The following is a 22,988-nucleotide window of genomic DNA, read 5'->3' on the forward strand; positions in this document are numbered from 1 at the left end:
CGATTTACCTCCCATTCAATCTATACTTTTTAAGAAATTATTAATCCTATTTAGTCCCTTATCTATATTTTCTATTGACATAGCATATGACAATCTTATATAATCGTCAGCACCAAATGGTAAACCCGGAATAACTGCTACATTCGCATTTTCAATTAAAACATTTGCAAAGTCAATAGAATTTTTTATATTTTTGCCATTTATATTTTTGCCAATATATTCATTGATATTTACAAAAATATAAAAAGCTCCATCCGGCATTAGACATTTTAAACCTTTAATCTTATTAATTTTATCAACCATGAATACTCTTCTTTTATTAAATTCATCAATCATATGTTTTATTATTCCCTCACCGCCTTTTAATGCAGCTATACTTGCATATTGTGCTATAGAATTCGGATTTGAAGTTGTATGACTTTGGATATTTGACATTACAGCAGCAATTTGACTGTTTGATGCAGTATATCCAATTCTCCAGCCAGTCATTGCATATGCTTTTGACATACCATTTACAACGATCGTTAAATCTTTTATTTTATCATTAAATGATGCAATACTGACATGTTTACCTTCATATATAAGTTTTTCATAGATTTCATCAGATATAATTATTATATTATGTTTCTCTGCTATATCTGCAATTTTTCTTAGCTCATTTTTTTTATAAACAGCTCCTGTAGGATTATTAGGACTGTTTAAAATCAATGCCTTTGTTTTTTGTGTAATAGATTCTTCAAATTGTTTTGCTGTAATTTTAAAATTATTTTCCTCTTTACCTTCAATAAAAATTGCTTTTCCATCTGCAAGCCTTACCATTTCAGGATAACTGAGCCAATAAGGAGATGGTATAAGTACTTCGTCACCTGGATTTAAAATTGCAGTTAATGCATTATAAATTGAATGTTTTGCACCATTTGAAATAACAATTTGTGATACGTCATAAGTTAATCCATTATCCTTTTGTAATTTTTCACATATTGCTTCTTTTAATTCTATCATACCTGATGCAGCAGTATATTTTGTAAATCCTTTATTAATAGCCTCAATAGCAGCTTCTTTTATATAATCCGGTGTTTGGAAATCCGGTTCACCAGCTCCAAATCCAATAACATCAATCCCCTGCGATTTTAATTGATTTGCTTTAGCAGTTATTTCAAGTGTAAGGGATGGAGTAATATGTATGGCTTTTTCAGATAAATTCATTAATTGCACCTCCGAATATTTTTATAACTTATATTTTAACGTAAAATTTAAATTATTTCCATACTTTTTAAAAATTCTTTAAGAAGCTCTACATATTTATAATCTAATTTAATAGTTCCTAATAAATCTTTTCCATCTACTTCTATACCATGAAAATCAGAACCGCCAGTTATTACCAAGTTATTTTCTAATGCAAATTTATAATAATATTTACTTTCCTCAGAACTTTGTTTTGAATGATATACTTCAATACCTTTTAAACCGTTATTCATAAGATTACTTATTATGTTCTTGTCCTTGAGGAGTACTGGATGTGCAAGTACCGGTATCCCTCCTGCCTCAATTATATATTTAATTGAATCTTGAGGATATAAACGGTATGTTCTTGGAACATATGCCGGACCACCTTCGCCAATATATTTTTCAAATGCTTCTTTTACGGTTTTTACATAATTTTTTTTAATCATTGCTCTTGCAATGTGAGGACGTCCTATGAATTTTTCATTTGCAAATTCTAATACATCCTTCATAGTTATGCTAATATTTAAATTGTTTAACTTTTCTATTATTGTATTAGCCCTAACTATTCGGGAATCAATAATTTTTTTCAACCTACTTTTCAATTTATTATCCTTATAATTAATAAAATAACCCAACATATGGACCTCTTGCTCCCCATCATTAGAATTAAGTTCAATGCCAGGAATTATTTCTATATTTAATTCATTTGCTTTTTTTAATGCTTCCTCAATACCATCAACGGTATCATGATCTGTTAAAGATATTGTATTAAGTCCCTTTTCCTTAGCAAGTTTTACTATTTCTGATGGAGAATTTGTACCATCAGATGCTGTTGAATGTATATGTAAATCTGCAAACATTAGTTTCACCCCGCATAATATTATATAAAAACAACCTGCATTAACAGGTTGCTTATCTTGGCTCAACAATCAATTTAATAGCTGTTCTTTCCTCACCATCAATTTCAATGTCCGTAAATGCAGGTATACATATTAAATCTATGCCACTAGGTGCAACAAATCCTCTTGCTATTGCTACAGCTTTTATTGCTTGATTTAATGCACCTGCTCCTATAGCCTGTACTTCTGCTCCTCCGCGCTCACGTAAGACACCGGCAAGTGCACCTGCTACGGAATTTGGATTGGATTTTGCTGAAACTTTTAAAACTTCCATTATTTTTCCCCCTTTATTATATCAATTACTATAAGTGTATATTCTACATAAAAATTAAAAATCCTTCTTTATTTTTAACTTATATGTAAATATTATTTATTCTATAAATATGACTGCATTTTCCAGTTGTTTCGTCAATTTTTATTACTATAGCATTTATCTGTGAACCCCCCTTTGCAATATCAAATTTAACAGGCAAAGAGGTTGTAAACCTTTTTATTATAGATTCTTTATCCATCCCAAGGACTGAATCAGAAGGACCTGTCATTCCTATATCTGTTATATATGCTGTTCCTTCTGATAATATTTTTTCATCAGCGGTTTGCACATGTGTATGAGTTCCAAAAACACAAGAAACTTTGCCGTTTAAAAAATACCCTAAGGCAATTTTTTCTGATGTGGCTTCCGCATGAAAATCAACAATAATAATTTTTGTATGTTGTCTTAGAAACTCTACTTCTTTTTCGGCAACTAAAAATGGGTTCCTGTTACAAGGCATGAAGGTTATTCCTTGTAAATTTAATAATGCAATTTTTATATTCTTAATTGAAAGTAATGAAAAACCTCTACCGGGAGTTCCTTCAAGATAATTAGCCGGTCTTACTATCCTTTTTTCATCATCAATAAAATTAAATATTTCTTTCTGATCCCATACATGATTACCCATTGTTAAAGCAGATATACCAAGATCAAATAGTTCATCTGCAATCTTCCTGGTTAAACCATTACCGCCAGCAGCATTTTCCCCATTTGCTATGATAAAATCTATATTATTATCATGAATCAAGTCTGAAAGCCTTTCCTTTAATATATTTCTACCTGGTTTGCCTACTATATCGCCAATAATTAATACATTCATTATTTACCTCCGTAAAAATTAATATGTTGTAAAAGCGTGCATATGCACGCTTTTACAACTATTTTGCATAATCTACTGCAAATGTTTCTCTTATAACTGTAACTTTGATTTGACCAGGATATTCTAATTCATTTTCTATTTTCTTCGTTATATCACGAGCTAATAGTATAGCAGATTCATCATTGACTATTTCTGGTTTTACTATTATTCTTATCTCACGTCCAGCCTGTATTGCAAATGATTTCTCTACACCTTCAAACGAATTAGCTATCCCTTCTAATTTATCAAGGCGTTTTAAATATGATTCAAGAGTCTCTCGTCTTGCTCCCGGTCTTGCTGCTGATATTGCATCAGCAGATTGCACCAAAACTGCTTCAACTGTCTGCGGTTCAACATCATTGTGGTGTGCCATGATAGCATGTATAACCTGTTCTGATTCATGATATCTTTTAGCTAAATCAGCCCCTATTATAACATGGGGACCTTCAATTTCATGATCAACTGCTTTACCAAGGTCATGTAACAAACCTGCACGTTTAGCAATGTTCGCATCGGCACCTAATTCATATGCCATAAGTCCTGCCAAATGTGCAACTTCAATTGAATGTTTAAGAACATTCTGTCCATAACTCGTACGGAATTTTAGTCTTCCTAATAATTTAATTATCTCAGGATGTAGTCCATGAATACCTATTTCAAAGGTAGCCTCTTCCCCTGCCTTTATAATTACATTTTCTACTTCTCTTTTTGCCTTTTCAACCATTTCTTCAATTCTTGCAGGATGGATTCTTCCATCTTCAATAAGTTTTTCAAGTGCTATCCTTGCTATTTCCCTTCTGATCGGATCAAAACCAGATATAACTACAGCTTCAGGTGTATCATCAATAATCAAATCTATTCCTGTTAATGTTTCAAGTGTCCGGATATTTCTACCCTCTCTACCAATGATCCTTCCTTTCATTTCATCATTAGGAAGTGTGACAACCGATACTGTACTTTCTGCTGCATGATCAGCTGCACATCTTTGAATAGCTGTTGCAACTATTTCTCTTGCTTTTAACTCAGCTTCTTCTTTTGCTTTCAACTGCATTGTTTTAATCATAATTGCAATGTCATGTTGGATTTCATTTCTTACATCATCTAATAAAATATTTCTTGCTTCATCCCTTGTTAATTCTGAAATTTTTTCCAACTCTTCAACTTCTTTTTGATGCATTTCACTTATCTTTTTTTCCAAATCACTTATTTCTTTTTGCTTTTTTTCAAGCGAACTATCTTTTTGTTCAATTATCTCTGCTCTTCTGTCAAGGGATTCTTCCCTTTGCATTAAACGCCTTTCTAATCTTTGTAGTTCTCCTCTGCGGTCTCTTATTTCTTTTTCAAGATCAGACCTTTGTCTGTGAAGTTCCTCTTTAGCTTCAAGTAGCAATTCTCTTTTTTTGTTTTCACCATCTTTTTTAGCATTTTCTAAAATTGTGCGTGATAAATCTTCAGCACTTTTTATTTTAGATTCAGCAATGAATTTTCTTATAAAATACCCTATTGAAAGACCAATTGCTACGGCTATTAATGCAATAATTGCTATAATTAATGGACTAACGTTAATTTGCCTGCACCTCCTTTGTAGATACTTCTTATTTTATTTTAGACTTCTTTCAAAATTATGTCAAGTATACAAATGACTATAGTTTGCACTTCACAAGCAATTTATATGAGAGCCATTTTCATCTTTTGTAATATTAATTGTATATGGAAAATTATCTTTAAAATCTTCCAAATGTGAAATTACAACGATTAATTCAAATTCATCTTTAATAAGATTAAGTACATCAATAATGTTTTGCCTCCCAATTTTGTCCTGAGAGCCAAAGCCTTCATCAATAATTAACGTTTGCAATTTTACTCCTGCTCTTTTTGATAAAAATTTTGAAAGTGCTATACGAAGTGCAAAATTTATTCTAAATGCCTCACCCCCACTGAATAATTCATATTTTCTTGTACCAACATCATCTGATATTTCGATATTTAAAGTTTCCAATACAGAACCATTTTTATTTATCTTCTGTGTTATTAAATTTAAGTACATCTTGCCATCTGAAAGTTTTGATAAAATATTATTTGCTATATCTTCTAATTCTGGTATTGCATTTTCAATTATTAATGCCTGTATACCTTTTTTGCCAAATGAATATTCTAATATTTCATAATAATGTCTTTCCATAGCATTCTTCTCTCTGTCTTTTTTTAAAATATTTATTTTGCTTTCAATGGTGTTGATATTATTTATTTTTTCTGTTAAAGTAGATAGATTAATATTAATGTTAAGGAAATCTTTATTTTCATTTTCAATTTTAATTTTTAATTTGTTTATATCTTCTATTAACATATCATAATCCTTATTCTGTTTTTTTAAAAATTCCATAGTTTTTTTGTCTTTTTCTAAATTTTCTTCATAAATCTTAATGTTTTTTATATATGTTTCACATGTTTTATCATAGGTAACAATAGTCTGTTTTGAAATATTTAATTGTTCCATCAGTTTTTCATATTTTTTATATTTATCATATTTCAACTTGACTAATTTATAATTTTCAAAAGAAAAATTTAATTTGGTTATTTCTGTCTGGATTAATGAAAGCTCTTCTTTTTCATTAATTGCATAATTTTCAGTATTGATTATATCATTTAATTTTTCTATTCTTTCACGTAATTCCTTAATTTTATTAATTTTAAATTCTCTTTCAGATAATTTATTTTTTAATGTATTAATCCTAACAAGAAATTCATTTTTCTGTAAAAGCAAATTATTTATATTATCTTTATTATTTTTAAGCATATTTATTTCTCTAACCAATTTTTCGTTTTCTTTTTTCTTAGTAAATATTTGTATTTTATAATCTTTTTCTTCTTCTTTAAATCCATTTAAAAGTAATTCTTTTTTTTCAGCATTAAGTGCTGTATGACATGTAGGACATATCGCACCAGTATTTAGTATCTTATTATAGTTTTCATTCAATTCTTTAATTTTTTTATTGTAAGTTGAAATTATAGTTGTATTTTCAACCAATTTGGTATTTAAAACAATGATTTTTTCATCGATTTGTTTAAATTGATTTTCAAGATTGTCGAAATCAGGCATTTTCTTAATAAGTTCTTTTAATTCTATCTCATGATTATTTAATTTATCAAGTTCTTCTAAATATTCATTATAACGAGAGGTTAAATTTTTAAGTTCCATTTCCTTCTCTTTTTTTATAGAATTAATCTTATTTTGAATTTCCGTTTTTGATTTTTCCAATTCATTAAAATATATATATTTGCCATCAAGGTTTTTTAATTTATTTTGAATTTCCATAAAATTATTAAATCCCTTAATTATATTGTCTTCGTTATTTAATATGTCCTTCAATTCTTTTCTCTTATTCTCGATATCCAAAAGCATTTCTTTATATTCACTAATTATTTTTTTATCTCTTTCAATTCTATCATAAAACTCTTTTATCTTTAAAATGACTTCATCCATTTCTTTTTTCTTTTCAAGGAGTCCTTCTAAGCGTTTATTTAATTTATTTAAAATAAGTTGTTTTTTAAAGGATAATTCTTCATTTTCCTCTTTCTTTTTAATGATATCTTTTTTATCTTCTATATCCCTTGAATACATTTTTAATTGTTCATCTATTATAACAAGCTTTTGTTCATATTCAATTCTCTTTTCTTTCGCTTTTATTTGTAATTTATTATAGAAATCAAGACCAAGAATTTCTGAAAAAATTTCCTTCCTTTTTGTTGGTTCAACTTCTGAAAAAAAACCATCTTTATTTTGAGGCATAAATGACGATGCTATAAATGTATCATAATCTAGCATTATAGTATTTTTTATTTTTTTTTCAGTATCAATAATCTTTTCCTGTGTCAATGATTTAAATGTTTCATCATTAGTAATAATATTAAATTCAAGAATAGATGATGAATTTCTTTTTTTCTTGCGTAATATTCGATATTTTGTATTTTCTATTCTAAAAGTAAATTCTACTTCCATTGCATCAGCACCAATTCTTATGAGGTCATCAGCACCTCTTCCTGCCGCATCAAGTCCTCTGGCTCTTCCCCATATACACCATGTTATTGCATCCCATAAAGATGACTTTCCATTACCATTTTCTCCAACTATAGCCGCAATATGAAATTTAGTAAAATCAAGGCTTTCATTATCAGAATATGACATAAAATTTTTCAATTTTAAATTTAAAGGAATCAATTATTAATTCACCTCTTCTTTAAGTTCATCAAACAAAGTATTCGCCCTTTTAATTAATTCACTTTTATCTACATCAAGTTCAATTGATAAAAAGTATTTTTCAAGTGCATCTATGGGGTTAAGTTGTTCAGTAACTTCAGGATTTCTTAAAGCACTTTTATCAGAATCTATATCTTTATTTATACCTACAAAGTAATAGCACTTTTCTATCATTAATTTATTGATTTCCCTATATCGTATTTTTCCGTCAGTATCCTTTGTGATTTTCAAGATAAGCCTGACAATGCTGTCATCTAACTCCATATGTTTTATTCTATCTATTATTTTTTGGGTTGGATCTTCTCCTTCAACCTCTATCTTAATTGTTTTAAAAGGTCTTGCATGAAGATTAATGAATTTATGTGATACATTATCCCTATCAATTATTACATGGCAAAATCCCTTTTCATCTTTCTCTTCGCCAAAATCTATTCTTTCAATACTTCCACTATATACTGTTAATGGTTTATCCCATATAACTTGGTATTTATGAATATGCCCAAGGGCAATATATTTATATTGGGGTCTTGCAAGTATGCTTACTGGTATAATGACTTCATCCCCAATCATAATACTTTTTTCACTGCTTGTTATTGCACCTGTAACAGATAGGTGTGCTGACAATATGGCTGGAATTTCTGAGTCAAGTTGGTTCGTCAAAATACTTACAAGATTATTTATTTTTTCTACCATTTTCAAATTAATTTCATCTATTGATAAATTTCTATTTTCTTCAAATTTAAGCAATAAATTTTTAGGGAAATAGGGCAAGCATGCAATTTGTAGTGGCCCATTCTTTGTATTAATCAAAAATATATCTGGCTTATTTGCTATATAAACATTGGGAACTTTTAATATCTTATATAAATCAAATGCTCTTGCTTTAGTATCTGAATTAGGTTGATCATGGTTACCGTTATTAATAACGACAGGGATTTTTTCAGATAATTTTTTTATCCTTTTAGCAAGTTCCCTTTGATGTGTTGGATTAGGTTCCCTTGTTTTATACATATCTCCCGAAATAACAGCAATATCACAATTTTCTGAGGCATATTCTACAAATCTATCAAAAGATTTTAAAAAATCAATTAATCTTGTATTAAATCCGGTATCCTTGTCAATTATACCATAATTCTCAATGCCAATGTGTATATCCGCTGCATGTGCTATATTTATCATGGAATTTTACCACCTTTCTAATCTGGAAATAGTTCATCGACTTTTTCCTTTTCTAAAAGCTTTAAAAAAGGCTTATCAATAAAATCATCTTCTGAAAATGTTGATACATCGTTATAAAAATTTTGATCATAATTTCTTGTTTTTATAACAACAGGCATAGGAACCGCATGACCCAAAATCAAAGCCTGCTGTTTTTGATCGAGGCTTGCAAGTACATTTCTCAATTTTGTTGCATTATTTACACCTGATAAAAACGAATTTATATCATTATCATCTTCAAGCCTACAGGTAATCTTTGTGCCTATCTGTGACAATACTTCAGAATCTATTTGAGAGGTACGTTGATCTACAATTAATAATGTAACATTATATTTACGCATTTCTCTTGCTATTTCACCCATAGTTGTTTCTCTTGAAATTGATGGGTCAAGAAACCTATGGGCTTCTTCAATTGTTATTACAAGAGGTGTTGGTTCTTTACTGTCATTTGCTATGGATTCTTCAGATGCCTTTACATACATTTCATGAATATGCCTTGTAATTATGTTTGCAACAAGCATATAACCAAGCGTAGATACATTGCCGAATTCAATGACAACATTTATGCCTTTTTGTAAAAAGTCCATTATTTGTTTAACACAGTCAGATGGGACAATATGTTTTAAAAAAGGAAGTCTTGTTAATCGTTCCAGCTTTCTTTTTAACGCTTGAAGTGAATTTCCATTTGCACCTATTTTTTCAGCATATTCTTCAATTTCCGATGAATCCATTTTGATAAATTTATAAAGCCAGTCGTTTTTTTCTGCCTTAATCATTTGATAGATACTTTCAACTGCTGTATTATTCAAGTTCAGCATAGAATTTAACAGCATTATATCATCAGGTGTTATTTGATTATATGCAATATTTAGAACCCCATCTACAGGTACTTCCCTTCGAAGTGACGATTCTCTGTCAAGTGTAAATATCGCTACCTGACTCCCAAATAGTTGTTTTAAGCCTTTTACCTTTGAACCCCCTTCTCTTTTGGCTTCGTAACCATATTCATTATGTGCATCAAAAACTAAATTAACAGCACACTTAGATTTTACAAGACCAGCTAATAAAAGCCTTGTTAGATATGTTTTACCTGTACCGGCTCTTCCAAATACTCCTGTACTACGTTCCACCAATTTCTTTAAATTAATACAAATTGGTATGTCCATCTCCGGGGGTGTTCCAATGTATAAATTTTCTTCTGAAGGTATCCCAAATACATTATATATATCTTCAGCATTTGCATCCTGAGCTAATGAACCGTATGCAGGAATAGATTTTACTGAAATAGCATTTCCCTCTCCATCAACCTGTATCATTGGTGATAATGTTATAACACCATATACTCCTGTACCATCTATTATCTTTTCATCTATATCATCTTCAATATTTATGCCATTTATTAGCATCTGTGGATTTAAAGCCTCAAATTTAATATCTGTTACCATACATAAATATTTATTTTTTTTCCCTTGAATTACAACAAAATTTCCAACTTTCACATCTTCGATTATATTTCCATCTGATAATTTGATTTCCAATCCTGATGTTATAGAACCTCTAAACAGATTACCTTTCATATCTTACACATCCTTTTTATCGTTAGAAACCTATCAAAATCATTTTTTAAAAGCCTTATAAGTTCTTTACCCACTGTTATCATGTAACTATCCTTTTCAAGAACTACTTTTGATAAATTACGAATAACCGATGCCACTAATTCTTCTTCAATACCTGTTTGCCCATTTAAAATGTTCTTTAAAAAATTAAGGTCTTTAGATATATCTATTAAATCCTCCCTTTCACAATCATACACAAATGAATGTATCTTTGCTGGTCTTGGTGGCAAAATACCTCTGTAACCTTCTTTTTTATAACCGATTATCAATACTTTGAAATATGTATGCATCAATTCAAATATTTGAGGTTGTTGCCTACGTAATTCTTCCTCAGTTAATCCAAACGCAACTGGTTTTCGTGTAATATCTTCACTCATTGTACAAATATTAAAAACTATACCATAAATCGTCATATCATTTGAGATAACTTTTACAAATCCACCAAAATCCGGACTTTCATCAAGTTTTACAGACTGGCATTCGAACATTTTTGTATTTGTTTCAATAATTTCACCAATATGTTTCACAAAATACCACTCCTCTTCCTCTGGGATTTATAAGACCTCGACATCTTAATACCATTTTTTACGCATATATTTGAAAGCATATTATAAAACATTTCTCTATCACTTCCTGATACAACTGCCTGCTCATGAGCTTCCTGCAGCGATATGGGATATCCCTTCCCCTTTTTTGCCTGGTCGTAACATACGGCATGTATGAAATCTACAAGTTCACTTTTTTCTGTAACCCAAAAAGGTATTTCAATTCTTGATATTTCGCTTCCGGTATTCATGTAGAAAAATGCAATTTTATGCTCCCCATATCTTTCTAATATATGGGACGTGCTTAAAAACATTGGAGAGCGTTCTCCATCTTTCAATATTATGGAAAATAAATCCGAATCATTTATCTTGCTTATCTTGTTACATGGAAGATTATTTCCGGATTTAAGATACCTACATGTATTACAATTTACTACCTTTGAAGGGCATATACAAACCCTAAGCATATTTATAAAATCATTGCTTTTAGGAGAACTTAAATACCCCACTAATGGTATATTAAGTTCTTTTGCCTTATCGAAAGTTTTTAATATACTGCTGATAATAATAGATTCATTTTCATCTCCTTGTACCATCCATTCGATTAAAGTTCCATCAATAAATGCCATTGATATATCTTTATCAGGTTCAGAGATACATTCAAATACCTTATCATATTCCATTATAGTTCTTTTGAATGAAAGGTCTTTTTGAGTTATAAATGTTTTATAACCATTTATATCTTTATAAAGTTCTTCTTCTTTATAAAATAATGTTGGAATACTATTCATTATTGCATAAGAATTTTGACCATAACTTAATATAACATATCCTATATTGATTAAATAACATATTCTTATTTCATGATGATCCGGCATTATTTGTGAACCATCTACCGCAACAACAGAATAGTTTACAGGTATAGAAGGAAGCGGTTTTATGGAGCTAAAATTTTCTATCGGTATTGCAGTTAACCAGGATGTATTACTATCTTTGATCTTTTTTATTAGTTCTTCTTCGTTTCCCTGAATTTTCTTATATTCTTCAAAAGCATTATGGAGATACTTTTTAATATTATTTAAAAAATTTTTATCATTGTTGACAAGTTCATAAATCATTGGCATCAATTTACTTCTGTTAAGCAATTCAATTCCCCTCCTTTCACTTAAGTTCTTCCAATTTCAAGACTTTATTTATATCATCAATCTTAAAGCCATTTCTATATAAATAAGCTTTTATTTTAACAATGTCATTTGAAGTTTTAAGCTTTTTATACAAAATTCTCTTTATAATTTCTAATTCATCAGGATATTTATCTTCAAGTACATCAGAGATTATTATTGTATCTATCCCTTTCACCTTTAATTCGGAAAATATTCTGTACTTACTATGTAATTGTTCTTTTTTTTCTTCAATGTATAATTCTGCATAATATCTATCATCTATATATTTTAGTTCCTTAAATTTAAAAATAATATCATTTATAATGTCATCAGGAAAATCCTTAGATTTTAGTTTTTCTTGTAATTCCTTTTCTGTCCTCATCTTATACGAAAGAAATTTAACTGCTGTATTTTCAGCTTTTCTTTTAAGAAGATAGTTTAAATAATAATTATAGTGTTCATCATCTATTTCTTTACCTTCTTTTAAATCTAAAAAATTTAATTCCTCATATGATGCAGAAAACACATATTTATTATCGATATAAATATTAAACCTCTTATTATTTTTCTTTTGCTTTTCTATCATTGTTATATACATTTATTACACCACTTTTATCAAAGTTTATTTAGTCAATTAAGAAAAGAACCCCTTTTGTGGGGTTATTTTGTTGATACATCTGCATTTTCAATCTTAACATCATTGTGCACAAGGTTAAAATTTTCCCTTATTTTATTCTCCAATTCTGCTAAAAGTTCTTTGTTTTCTTTTAAATATTGTTTGGCATTTTCTCTTCCTTGCCCCAGTCTAACTTCGTTATATGAATACCATGCTCCACTTTTTTCTACTGCGTTTATACTGACCGCCAAATCCAAAATACTTCCTTCTTTTGAAATACCTTCACCATACATTATATCAAATTCTGCCTGTTTAAATGGTGGAGCTACTTTATTTTTTACTACCTTTACTCTCGTCCTATTCCCGACAACATCATTCCCTTGCTTTAATGATTCAATTTTCCTGACATCTAATCTAATTGTGGAATAAAATTTTAATGCTCTACCTCCAGGGGTTGTCTCAGGATTGCCAAACATAATTCCAACTTTTTCCCTTAATTGATTAATAAATACAACAATACATTTTGATTTGCTTATTACACCTGATAACTTCCTCAAGGCTTGAGACATAAGCCTCGCTTGCAAGCCAACATGTGCATCACCCATTTCTCCATCTATTTCAGCTTTTGGAACCAATGCGGCAACAGAATCAACTACTATAACATCGACAGCACCACTTCTTACAAGTGCTTCTGCAATCTCCAATGCCTGTTCACCAGTATCTGGCTGTGAAACCAATAAATTATCTATATTGACACCTAATTTTTTTGCATAAGTAGGGTCAAGTGCATGCTCAGCATCTATAAACGCACCTGTCCCACCAATCTTTTGTGCTTCTGCCAATATATGTAAAGCAATTGTTGTCTTACCTGAGGATTCCGGTCCAAATATTTCTATGATTCTTCCGCGGGGAATACCGCCAACCCCTAGTGCAATATCGAGGTCTATTGAACCGGAAGAAATCACCTCAACATTTAACCTGCTATTATCACCAAGTTTCATTATGGAACCTTTCCCGAATTGTCTTTCAATCTGGTTTATTGCCATATCAAGGGCCTTTTGTTTCTCTATCATTTTTTCTCCTCCCGACCTCAAAAACATATGTGCTTATAATTTATTATATATTATGATAATTTATAAGTCAATTTTTAATTTTAAAATATGTCTCCTAATCATATCCATAGCATTTAATGCGGAAATTAATCTTATCCTTTGTCTAACTCCCATTGTTAGGGTTTTTCTTACATAAAATTCATTGTTATATGATAGACCTATATATACAAGCCCTACGGGCTTTTTTTCCGTTCCACCATCAGGACCAGCAATTCCTGTTATTGAAACACCATAATCAGCATTGGCTATTTCTTTTGCATTAACAGCCATTTCTTTAGCTGTTTCGATGCTGACTGCACCATATTTTTCAAGTGTTTGTTTTGAAACGCCAAGCATTTTGTGCTTAGCTTCATTGCTATACGTAACAAAACCATATTTAAATATTTCCGATGAACCTGGTATATCTGTTATCATTTTTGATAATAATCCACCTGTACAGGATTCTGCTGTGGTTAAGGTCAAATTTCTTTCTCTTAATAAGTTAAAAATAACATATTCCATTGTTTCATCATCTGAACCAAAAATATAATCTCCTATTACGTCTTTTATCTTTTCTTCAATTTTTGCTATCATATTTTCTGCTTCTTCTTTATTATCAGATTTAGCTGTTATTCTTAATGTAACTATTCCATCGCCGATTAATGGAGCTACTGTAGGATTTGATGATATTAATAAATCATTTACCATATCTTCAACTTTAGATTCACCTATGCCAAATATTTTTATAACCTTAGATACGATTATTTTATCACTCATGTTTTTTAAATATGGGTAAACGTAATTATCAAACATCGGAATTAATTCAGAGGGGGGACCGGGAAGTATTATAATTATTTTACCATTTTTTTTTAAAATACAACCGGGCGCTGTTCCTATTTCATTTGGTAATATTTTTGAGCCCTCAGGGAAAAGTGCCTGTTTATAATTATTTGCTGTCATTTTTCTATTGGATTTATTAATATAATTTTCTATTGAAAGTTTAGAATCAGTATCTTCAATCAATGGCAAATCAAAAAATTCTGCAACAGTTTCTTTTGTCAGGTCATCCATTGTTGGTCCGAGTCCTCCAGTTAAAATAATAACATCGGAACGCTTTACAGCAATCTCTAAACATTCTTTCAGTCTTTTGGAATTATCCCCAACATTCGTTTGAAAAAAAACATCTATTCCAATTGTAGACAGTTTTAAAGAAATATATTTTGCATTAGTATTTACTATCTGTCCAAGAAGAAGTTCTGTTCCTACAGAAATTATTTCTGATTTCATTTTTCAACATCTCCTATTTTTCAAATATAAAATCCTTAGATTTTATTATATAATCAATACCAGAAAAAACTGTTGTAATTAAGGCTAAATAAACCACAATAGTAGATAAAGGAAAGTTTATAAGACTAAAAGGATAATTATTAAGCATTAATAATATTACAGCGATTATCTGAAAGGTAGTTTTATATTTGCCGTAAATATTTGCTGCAATAACAACCCCTTTATTTGCTGCCACTGTTCTTAAACCGGTGACAATGAATTCCCTTGCCAAAATTATAATAACAATCCAACTTTCAATTCTTCCAAGTTGTATCAGTGCAATAAGTGCTGAGGATACCATTACTTTGTCAACTAAAGGATCCATAAATTTGCCGAGGCTCGTTATCTGATTATATTTACGTGCAACATATCCGTCAAGTTTATCCGTTAATGATGCTAAAGCAAAAAAAACAGCTGAAAGTATATTTTTACAATTTAAATCCGATAATAAAATAATTATAAAAATCGGAATCATTAGAAGCCTTGCAATAGTAATTTTATTTGCTAAATTCATTATAATTCCCCTAACAAATCATATTCAAATGCATTCTTTATCAGTACTGATACAAACTCTCCTATCTTTAATTTTTTATTTGTTCTAATAAGTACAGTATCATCAATTTCAGGCGCATCCATATAACTACGCCCATAATAAAAATCATTTTCATATCCTTCTATAATTACTTCAAGCTTTCTACCAATATTTTTTTGATTTTTATTAAAAGATATTTTCTTTTGAAGATTCATTATTTCCTTATATCTTTTAAGTTTTATACTTTCCTTAATCTGCGGCTGCATATCATATGCTTCTGTATCTTCTTCACGAGAATAAGTAAAAACACCTAATCGATCAAATTCTTTTTCTGCAATAAAGTTTTTCAAATCCTCATATTCTTCTTCGGTTTCACCAGGAAATCCAACTATAAACGTTGTTCTTATTATCATACCCGGAATATTTCTTAATTTAAAAATAATATCCTCAATATTTTTTCTTCTGGTATTTCTTTTCATCCTCTTTAAAACATTGTCATTTGAATGCTGTAATGGTATATCTAAATATTTAACTATCTTATCATTTGTTTTTATTTCCTCGATCAATTCATCTGTAATGCTATCAGGATATGCATAAAGTATTCTAATCCATTTTAAATTATCTATCTCTGATAATCTTTTTAAAAGTAATGGAAGCATTAATTTTCCGTATAAATCAATACCGTATTTAGTTGTATCTTGAGCTATTAAGATTAACTCTTTAACACCACTTGAAACCATTGATTCTGCTTCAGATACAATATTTTCAATTTTTGTACTCTTGTAATGACCTCTTAATTTAGGTATTATACAATAGGTACATTTATTATTACAGCCTTCAGCTATTTTCAAATATCCATAATATCCAGGTGTACTTAACACCCTTGGTAAATTAGAATCATCCAGCATATTAGCCTTTCCATATTCAAGAACCTTATTGCCCATTTTAATCTTCTCAATAACATTAATAATCTGCGGAAAATCTCCTGTGCCAATTACTGCATCAAGTTCAGGCAGTTCTTTTAATAATTCATCTTTGTATCTTTCAGATAGACAACCAGCTGCTATAAGTATTTTTAATCTTTTGGCTTTAAGTTTTCCTATTTCTATTATCGTTTCTATGGATTCTCTTTTCGCACTTTCTATAAATCCACAGGTATTTATTATAATTATATCTGCATCATTTTCATTATTAACAATTTTATATCCTTTTTTACTTAATAAACCGATCATTTTTTCTGAATCCACAGTATTTTTTGCACAACCAAGTGAAATAATACCAACATTATCCATATAAATCCCTTTCTCTCTATTTTTAAGTATATAACATGTAAAATATGTTGTAAATAAATTTAATCATTGATAATCTTTTTAATTTCATCTTCAGTTAGTAAAATCTGACGTGGCTTAGAACCATCATAGCCGCTTATTATTCCTTTTTCTTCCATTTGATCAATTATTCTTGCTGCTCTTGCATAACCTATTCTTAACCTTCTCTGCAGCATTGATATTGAAGCCTGCCCTGTATCAAGAATAACTGCAATTGCATCCTTAATTAATTCATCTTCTCCTATTGACTTAATTGTTTCAAATTTTGTTTCAACATTCATTTCGGTATATTCAGGTTGTGCTTGTAACTTAAGGAAATTCACCACATCTTCTACCTCTTTATCTGAAATAAAAGCTCCCTGCACTCTTAAGGGTTTTGCTTCGCCTATTGGATAAAACAGCATATCTCCTTTGCCAAGTAATTTCTCTGCCCCTGCCATATCTAAGATTGTTCTTGAATCAATTTGTGATGTTACAGCAAAGGATATTCGAGATGGTATATTTGCTTTAATTACACCCGTTATAACATCAACAGAAGGTCTCTGTGTTGCAATAACAAGGTAAATACCTGCTGCTCTTGCCATTTGTGCCAATCTGCATATATATTCTTCTACTTCGGAAGGGGATACCATCATTAGGTCAGATAATTCATCAATTATTATAACTATTTTAGACATGTGATTTTCTTTATTAATTCTGTTGTAACCTTCTATATCTCTTACATTTATATCTGCGAACATTTTATATCTATTTGTCATTTCTTGAACTGCCCAGTTAAGTACACCTGCAGCTTTTTTAGGATCTGTAACAACCGGTGTTAATAAATGTGGAATCCCATTATAAATATTAAGCTCAACTACCTTTGGATCAATTAATATCATTTTAACTTTATCTGGCAATGCTTTGTATAATAAACTTATAATCAAAGTATTTATACATACACTTTTTCCAGAACCTGTAGCTCCTGCAATTAATAAGTGAGGCATTTTTGCTAAATCTGTAACAATAACATTTCCTGAAATATCTTTTCCAAGTGCAATGGATAAGTCAGATTTATGATTTTTAAATTTATTTGTGTCAATAACTTCTTTTAATGTTACTATCGATATTTTGTCATTTGGGACTTCCAAACCAATAGCCGATTTTCCTGGTATTGGTGCTTCAATTCTTACAGACGGTGCAGCCAAACTCAAGGATATGTCATCGGTTAAACTTACTATTCTACTTACTTTAATACCTGGATTAGGCTGGAGTTCAAATCTTGTAATCGCTGGACCGCGAGTAACTTGAATAACTTTTGCCTCAATTCCAAAATTTAATAATGTCTGTTCAAGTTTTTTTACATTTTCAATAATAATGTTATTATTAATCTTCTGCCTTTGATTACCGTCTTTTAAAAGTGTTAGTGGCGGAAAACTATAATTCCCGTTATTTTTATTAACAGGAACCATATCCGGTTTTTGATTATTCGATTTGATTTTTTCTTCCAGTATCGGCTGTACGATTTCAATATTATTTTCTTCTAAATCATTGCAATCTTGATGTTCTTTTGTTAATGTTACCTCAGCAATTGTTTTTTCAAAATTATCGACTATTATTTTTTTGCTATTAATTTTATTTTTTATTAAAGCTAAAAGCATTTTTATTGAATTTACAAATGAAATATCTGTAATAATTATTGAACATATAATTAATGAAGCACTCAAAAATAATAAAGTACCTATAATTCCGATTAATTTTAAAAGAACGTAAAGTATAATGCTTGCAATCATACCTCCACCAATATTTTTAATCCCATTTTTATAAGCCTCTGCAATATAATCTCTAATTGATATTACATTATTAAAATAATATAAATGATCAATACTTATAAAACATAAAAATATTATTAAAAGCGAAATAACCTTTTTGGTTTTTAAAAAATCACTTTTCTTAAAAAGAAATAAAAAAGCAAAAACTAATATCAATAAAGAAACAACATATGCACCAATACCAAATAACCCTTTTAATAGTATGGAAATATTATACCCTAAAACACCTGTAGATTTTGTATAAAGACTTAATATAGATAAAATAGCAATAACGCAAAATATAATTCCCATAATTTCATTTTTGTATATATCTTCCTTCTTTGATTTCATAATTCATCACCTTATAATTTATTCTACATATTCATTAAAATTCCTCTATTCGTAAATAAAAATAGATGCGTTTTACACATCTATTATATCATAATTTATATAAACCGTGTATTTATAATAGTTCCAGGGCTATATTTAATATCTAAATAATCACATGGATTAGTCGAATATAGTCTTATAATTTTAAAACAGTTTTTGGAAATTTCCTCAAGCAGTAAATATTTATTTTCTATCACCGTTTCAAAATAATTATTATTTATATCATCCCTTTTTTCAAAAATTAATTCGTAGGGAATCACTGTATATAACATTATATACCACCTTCATTTTTTTTGATAAGTTCTTGTAATTTTTTTAGTGCCTCAGACACACCCCCAATTTCATCTATTAATCCATATTCTACTGCTTCTTTCCCAATAAGTATTGTACCAACATCATTAGCAAGTTCACCTATTTTCAGCATAAGGTCTAAAAATATTTCTCTTTTTATTTTTGAATTTCTAATTACAAATTCAACAATTCTATCCTGCATTTTATTAAAATATTCAAATGTTTGAGGAACTCCAATTACAAGACCGGTCATTCTGATTGGATGAACCGTCATTGTTGCACTTGGAACTATAAAAGAATAATTTGATGAAACTGCAAGCGGTACTCCAATGCTGTGTCCTCCTCCTAATACGATTGAAACGGTTGGCTTTGATAGACTTGCAATCATTTCAGATATGGCAAGTCCTGCTTCAACATCACCCCCAACTGTATTCAATAATATTAGCAACCCCTTTATTTGAGGATTTTCTTCTATTGCAACAAGCTGAGGAATTATATGTTCATATTTAGTAGTTTTATTTTGAGGTGGTAATATAAGATGCCCTTCAATCTGTCCTATTATTGTGAGGCAATGTATATTACTCTCAAAATTCGGTATATTTGTTTGCCCAAAATTTTGTAAATTCTGTTGTATTTGAGCAATCTCTTGCGGTGTAGTATCTGCACTTTTAATTGAACTCATTTTATCACGCTCCCGTATATTTATATTATTAAAAAAAAAACGCATAATATGCGTTAATTATAAATTTTAAAGCTTAAATTCATCATGTAAAGCCCTGATTGCTTTTTCAGTTTTGTCTTGACTTATAAGGCATGATATCGTATCATATGAGTCCGCTGTTTGATATATTTCAATGTCGTTATCTGATAATATTTTAATGATTTTTGACATAACCCCTGGAACACCACGTATTCTATTGCCTACTATTGATACCTTGCTGCAGTTTTCCTTTATAGTATAATCAATTTTATATTTTTCCAATAATTCCTCTAACTTTTGTAAGTCTTGCTCTGATATTGTAAAAACCTTTTTATTAGGAAATATGTTTATTAAATCAATACTAATTTTATTTTCGGCTATTTTTTCAAATATATTATTTTCATCATTTTCCATGTTTAATACTATTTGTACTCTATTATTCAAATTTGCTATTCCTGTGACAAGTTTATCAGCATTATATATATTGTTATATGCATCGTTGTATTGTGTTATTATTGTTCCTTGACTATCTGTCATGGTATTTTTGATTATTAAAGGGACATTTCCTCTCATGGCTATCTCCACTGCACGTGGATGTATTACATTAGCACCCTGCTCTGCAAGTTGAAATACTTCATTATAGCTTATTTTTTTCAGTATATTTGCATTAGACACAATACGAGGATCTGCAGTCATAATACCATCTACATCTGTATAAATTTCAACAGCATATGCTTTTAAAGCTTCGCCGAGCAGTACAGCAGATATATCGCTACCACCTCTTCCTAAGGTTGTTATTTCACCATCGACAGTTATTCCTTGAAATCCGGCTACTACGGGAATTATATTTTGATTTACAGCATCCATCAAATGATTAGATTCTACTCTAATAATATCAGCATTACCAAAATTATTATTTGTAATTATACCAGCTTGACCTCCAGTAAAGGCTTTGGCTTTATAACCCTTACTTATAAGCGTATTTGTAAAAATTACGCTGGAAATTATTTCGCAACAAGACATCAGGATATCCATTTCCCTTTTTGGAATATCATTGTTTATAGATTTAGCAAAATTAATCATAGTATCTGTCGCATACGGATCACCATTTCTTCCGATGGCTGATACTACAACAACAGGGGAATATCCCTGTTCTATTGCATTTATAACCTTTGATACAGCCATGTTCCTTCTTTCATTAGTTGCTACTGATGTACCACCAAACTTTTGTACTAAGATATTCACAATCTCACCCTTCCATTAATTATATATTAACTTTTATTATACTTTATTAAACTAATAAAAAAAAGATATTTTTGATTTTCTTTATATTTTGACTTCAACAATTATCATATCATTACCTATTTTTTTAATCGCATCCCAAGGAATTTCTATATTTTCCATCTTATTTCTAAAAATTGAACCTTTCATTTCATAGACAATAATAGATTTGATTTTCCCAGTATTTTCATCTATTATTAAATCTGAATCTTCCATAAGCCCCAATCTTCTTCCGTCATTTAAATTAACAATTTCTTTATTGCCAAATTCACTTAATCTCATATTATCACCCTTTATAATCCAGTATGGCCAAAACCAGATGGACCCCTGTCTGTTTCATTAAGTTCAATAACCTCGATAATTTGAGGCAATTCTATTTTATTTATAATCATCTGAGCAATTCTTTGTCCTCTTTTTACTGTAAAATCTTTACTGCCAAAATTTATAAGGATTAATTTAATTTCACCCCTATAATCTGAGTCAATCGTTCCGGGAGTATTAAGCAAGGTAATTCCATAATTAAGTGCAAGCCCACTTCTTGGACGTATTTGTGCTTCATATCCTGATGGCAATTGAATTTGAATACCCGTTGGAATTAATTTAATTTCAGAAGGTTTTATATTTATACTTTCATGCACATTTGCAAATAAATCCATACCAGCTGCACCAGTACTCATGTATTGTGGTAATGGCAAATCAATAGCATCTTTTGTTTTCTTTATTTTTAGCAGCAAGTTGTTTCCCATTTTTATCACCTTAATTCTATCATTATTAACTTAACTTTAAGAATATTTTATCTACTATTTTAAGACATTAGTTACATTTGTAATTGTATAACCTTTTGATTTGAGTTCTTTTATTATTATTGGCAATGCTTCAACAGTACCTTTTGTTGGATGCATTAAGACAATTGCACCATTATGGCTCTTATTTACAACTCTATTCACAATATTTTCAACACCGGGATTATTCCAATCAATTGTATCAATACTCCAAAGTATTACTTTATATCCCAAACTTTCTGCCGTTTTTATAACTTCATTATTGAAATCACCATATGGAGGTGCAAAAAGCGTCGGTTTTACCCCAGTTATTTTTCTTAGTAATTCACAAGATTTTTTTATATCCTCAGAATATTTCTCTTTATCCCACTGAGTATATTTTACATGTGTATATCCATGGCTTCCTATTTCATGACCAGCCTCAGCAATTTCCTTAACTATTTTAGGATTCTTTTCGGCCCATTGCCCCTCAAAAAAAAATGTTATATTAATATTATTTTCTTTAAATATTTTTAACATCTGTGGTATAAATTCATTTCCCCACGCCACATTGCATGCAAACGCAATCTTCTTTTCATCAGTATTTCCCTTATAAATAGGCTCATTAGTATTAAAAGTAGTAATTGATCTATTTATTAAAAAACACAAGAATAAGATTATTGCTATAATAATGATAATAAATATGAATGATTTTTTAGGATACTTTATATAATATATTTTCATATTAACACCACCAATCTTATATTTCATACTTAATTTTATT

Annotated in this window: 22 protein-coding genes; all 22 read right to left on the bottom strand. The window is 29.6% G+C overall.

Annotated elements, in window-relative coordinates; genetic code table 11:
* Positions 1-15 precede the first annotated feature (15 nt).
* On the bottom strand, positions 16-1,206 hold the full coding sequence (locus AC0LWJ_RS03300; RefSeq protein WP_474238968.1) for a pyridoxal phosphate-dependent aminotransferase: 1,191 nt from the start codon (positions 1,204-1,206) through the stop codon (positions 16-18).
* 47 nt (positions 1,207-1,253) lie between these two features.
* On the bottom strand, positions 1,254-2,087 hold the full coding sequence (locus tag AC0LWJ_RS03305; protein ID WP_474238969.1) for a PHP domain-containing protein: 834 nt from the start codon (positions 2,085-2,087) through the stop codon (positions 1,254-1,256).
* Positions 2,088-2,139: 52 nt separating this feature from the next.
* Complete coding sequence (locus AC0LWJ_RS03310; protein WP_284679049.1) at positions 2,140-2,400, bottom strand: stage V sporulation protein S; 261 nt, start codon at positions 2,398-2,400, stop codon at positions 2,140-2,142.
* A gap of 79 nt (positions 2,401-2,479) precedes the next feature.
* On the bottom strand, positions 2,480-3,259 hold the full coding sequence (locus tag AC0LWJ_RS03315) for a TIGR00282 family metallophosphoesterase (protein WP_474238971.1): 780 nt from the start codon (positions 3,257-3,259) through the stop codon (positions 2,480-2,482).
* Between the two features lie 58 nt (positions 3,260-3,317).
* The gene (gene rny / locus AC0LWJ_RS03320; protein ID WP_474239090.1) at positions 3,318-4,844 is read right to left on the bottom strand and encodes a ribonuclease Y; all 1,527 of its coding nucleotides are present in this window, start codon (positions 4,842-4,844) and stop codon (positions 3,318-3,320) included.
* 111 nt (positions 4,845-4,955) lie between these two features.
* Positions 4,956-7,496, bottom strand: a complete 2,541-nt coding sequence (locus tag AC0LWJ_RS03325) for an AAA family ATPase (RefSeq protein WP_503031471.1) — start codon at positions 7,494-7,496, stop codon at positions 4,956-4,958.
* Between the two features lie 24 nt (positions 7,497-7,520).
* Positions 7,521-8,735, bottom strand: a complete 1,215-nt coding sequence (locus AC0LWJ_RS03330; protein WP_474238977.1) for a metallophosphoesterase family protein — start codon at positions 8,733-8,735, stop codon at positions 7,521-7,523.
* Between the two features lie 17 nt (positions 8,736-8,752).
* On the bottom strand, positions 8,753-10,351 hold the full coding sequence (locus tag AC0LWJ_RS03335) for an ATP-binding protein (protein ID WP_474238979.1): 1,599 nt from the start codon (positions 10,349-10,351) through the stop codon (positions 8,753-8,755).
* Positions 10,348-10,917, bottom strand: coding sequence for an HAS-barrel domain-containing protein (locus AC0LWJ_RS03340; RefSeq protein WP_474238981.1), 570 nt, complete (start codon positions 10,915-10,917; stop codon positions 10,348-10,350). Before AC0LWJ_RS03340 ends, AC0LWJ_RS03335 begins: the two co-directional genes overlap by 4 nt.
* The gene (locus AC0LWJ_RS03345; RefSeq protein WP_474238984.1) at positions 10,914-12,080 is read right to left on the bottom strand and encodes a DNA double-strand break repair nuclease NurA; all 1,167 of its coding nucleotides are present in this window, start codon (positions 12,078-12,080) and stop codon (positions 10,914-10,916) included. Before AC0LWJ_RS03345 ends, AC0LWJ_RS03340 begins: the two co-directional genes overlap by 4 nt.
* Before the next feature lie 16 nt (positions 12,081-12,096).
* Positions 12,097-12,696, bottom strand: coding sequence for a RecX family transcriptional regulator (locus AC0LWJ_RS03350; protein WP_474238986.1), 600 nt, complete (start codon positions 12,694-12,696; stop codon positions 12,097-12,099).
* 62 nt (positions 12,697-12,758) lie between these two features.
* Positions 12,759-13,787 carry a recombinase RecA gene (gene recA / locus AC0LWJ_RS03355; protein ID WP_284679037.1) on the bottom strand — a complete coding sequence of 343 codons (1,029 nt, stop codon included), beginning with the start codon at positions 13,785-13,787 and terminating at the stop codon, positions 12,759-12,761.
* A gap of 60 nt (positions 13,788-13,847) precedes the next feature.
* Positions 13,848-15,092 (bottom strand): competence/damage-inducible protein A, encoded by a 1,245-nt coding sequence (locus AC0LWJ_RS03360; protein ID WP_474238991.1) that lies wholly within the window; start codon positions 15,090-15,092, stop codon positions 13,848-13,850.
* 13 nt (positions 15,093-15,105) lie between these two features.
* Positions 15,106-15,645, bottom strand: coding sequence for a CDP-diacylglycerol--glycerol-3-phosphate 3-phosphatidyltransferase (gene pgsA, locus AC0LWJ_RS03365; RefSeq protein WP_474238994.1), 540 nt, complete (start codon positions 15,643-15,645; stop codon positions 15,106-15,108).
* Positions 15,645-16,955, bottom strand: coding sequence for a 30S ribosomal protein S12 methylthiotransferase RimO (gene rimO, locus AC0LWJ_RS03370; RefSeq protein WP_474238998.1), 1,311 nt, complete (start codon positions 16,953-16,955; stop codon positions 15,645-15,647). The genes pgsA and rimO overlap by 1 nt, the downstream gene beginning before the upstream one ends.
* Before the next feature lie 59 nt (positions 16,956-17,014).
* Positions 17,015-19,132, bottom strand: a complete 2,118-nt coding sequence (locus AC0LWJ_RS03375; RefSeq protein WP_474239001.1) for an FtsK/SpoIIIE family DNA translocase — start codon at positions 19,130-19,132, stop codon at positions 17,015-17,017.
* A 95-nt stretch (positions 19,133-19,227) separates the two neighbouring features.
* On the bottom strand, positions 19,228-19,443 hold the full coding sequence (locus AC0LWJ_RS03380; RefSeq protein ID WP_474239005.1) for a YlzJ-like family protein: 216 nt from the start codon (positions 19,441-19,443) through the stop codon (positions 19,228-19,230).
* Entirely contained in the window at positions 19,443-20,144 is a 702-nt protein-coding gene (locus AC0LWJ_RS03385; RefSeq protein WP_474239007.1) for a ClpP family protease, read from the bottom strand. The genes AC0LWJ_RS03380 and AC0LWJ_RS03385 overlap by 1 nt, the downstream gene beginning before the upstream one ends.
* 66 nt (positions 20,145-20,210) lie before the next feature.
* Positions 20,211-21,407 (bottom strand): aspartate kinase, encoded by a 1,197-nt coding sequence (gene dapG / locus AC0LWJ_RS03390; RefSeq protein WP_474239009.1) that lies wholly within the window; start codon positions 21,405-21,407, stop codon positions 20,211-20,213.
* A gap of 81 nt (positions 21,408-21,488) precedes the next feature.
* Positions 21,489-21,725: a YlmC/YmxH family sporulation protein gene (locus AC0LWJ_RS03395; RefSeq protein ID WP_474239012.1), complete on the bottom strand. Its 237-nt coding sequence runs from the start codon at positions 21,723-21,725 to the stop codon at positions 21,489-21,491.
* 11 nt (positions 21,726-21,736) lie between these two features.
* A complete protein-coding gene (gene dut / locus AC0LWJ_RS03400) occupies positions 21,737-22,189 on the bottom strand; it encodes a dUTP diphosphatase (RefSeq protein ID WP_284681005.1) in 453 nt (150 codons plus the stop codon).
* A gap of 54 nt (positions 22,190-22,243) precedes the next feature.
* Positions 22,244-22,948, bottom strand: a complete 705-nt coding sequence (locus AC0LWJ_RS03405) for a polysaccharide deacetylase family protein (RefSeq protein WP_474239016.1) — start codon at positions 22,946-22,948, stop codon at positions 22,244-22,246.
* Positions 22,949-22,988: the final 40 nt, after the last annotated feature.

Source organism: Aceticella sp. 75b-Ac, assembly GCF_056032965.2.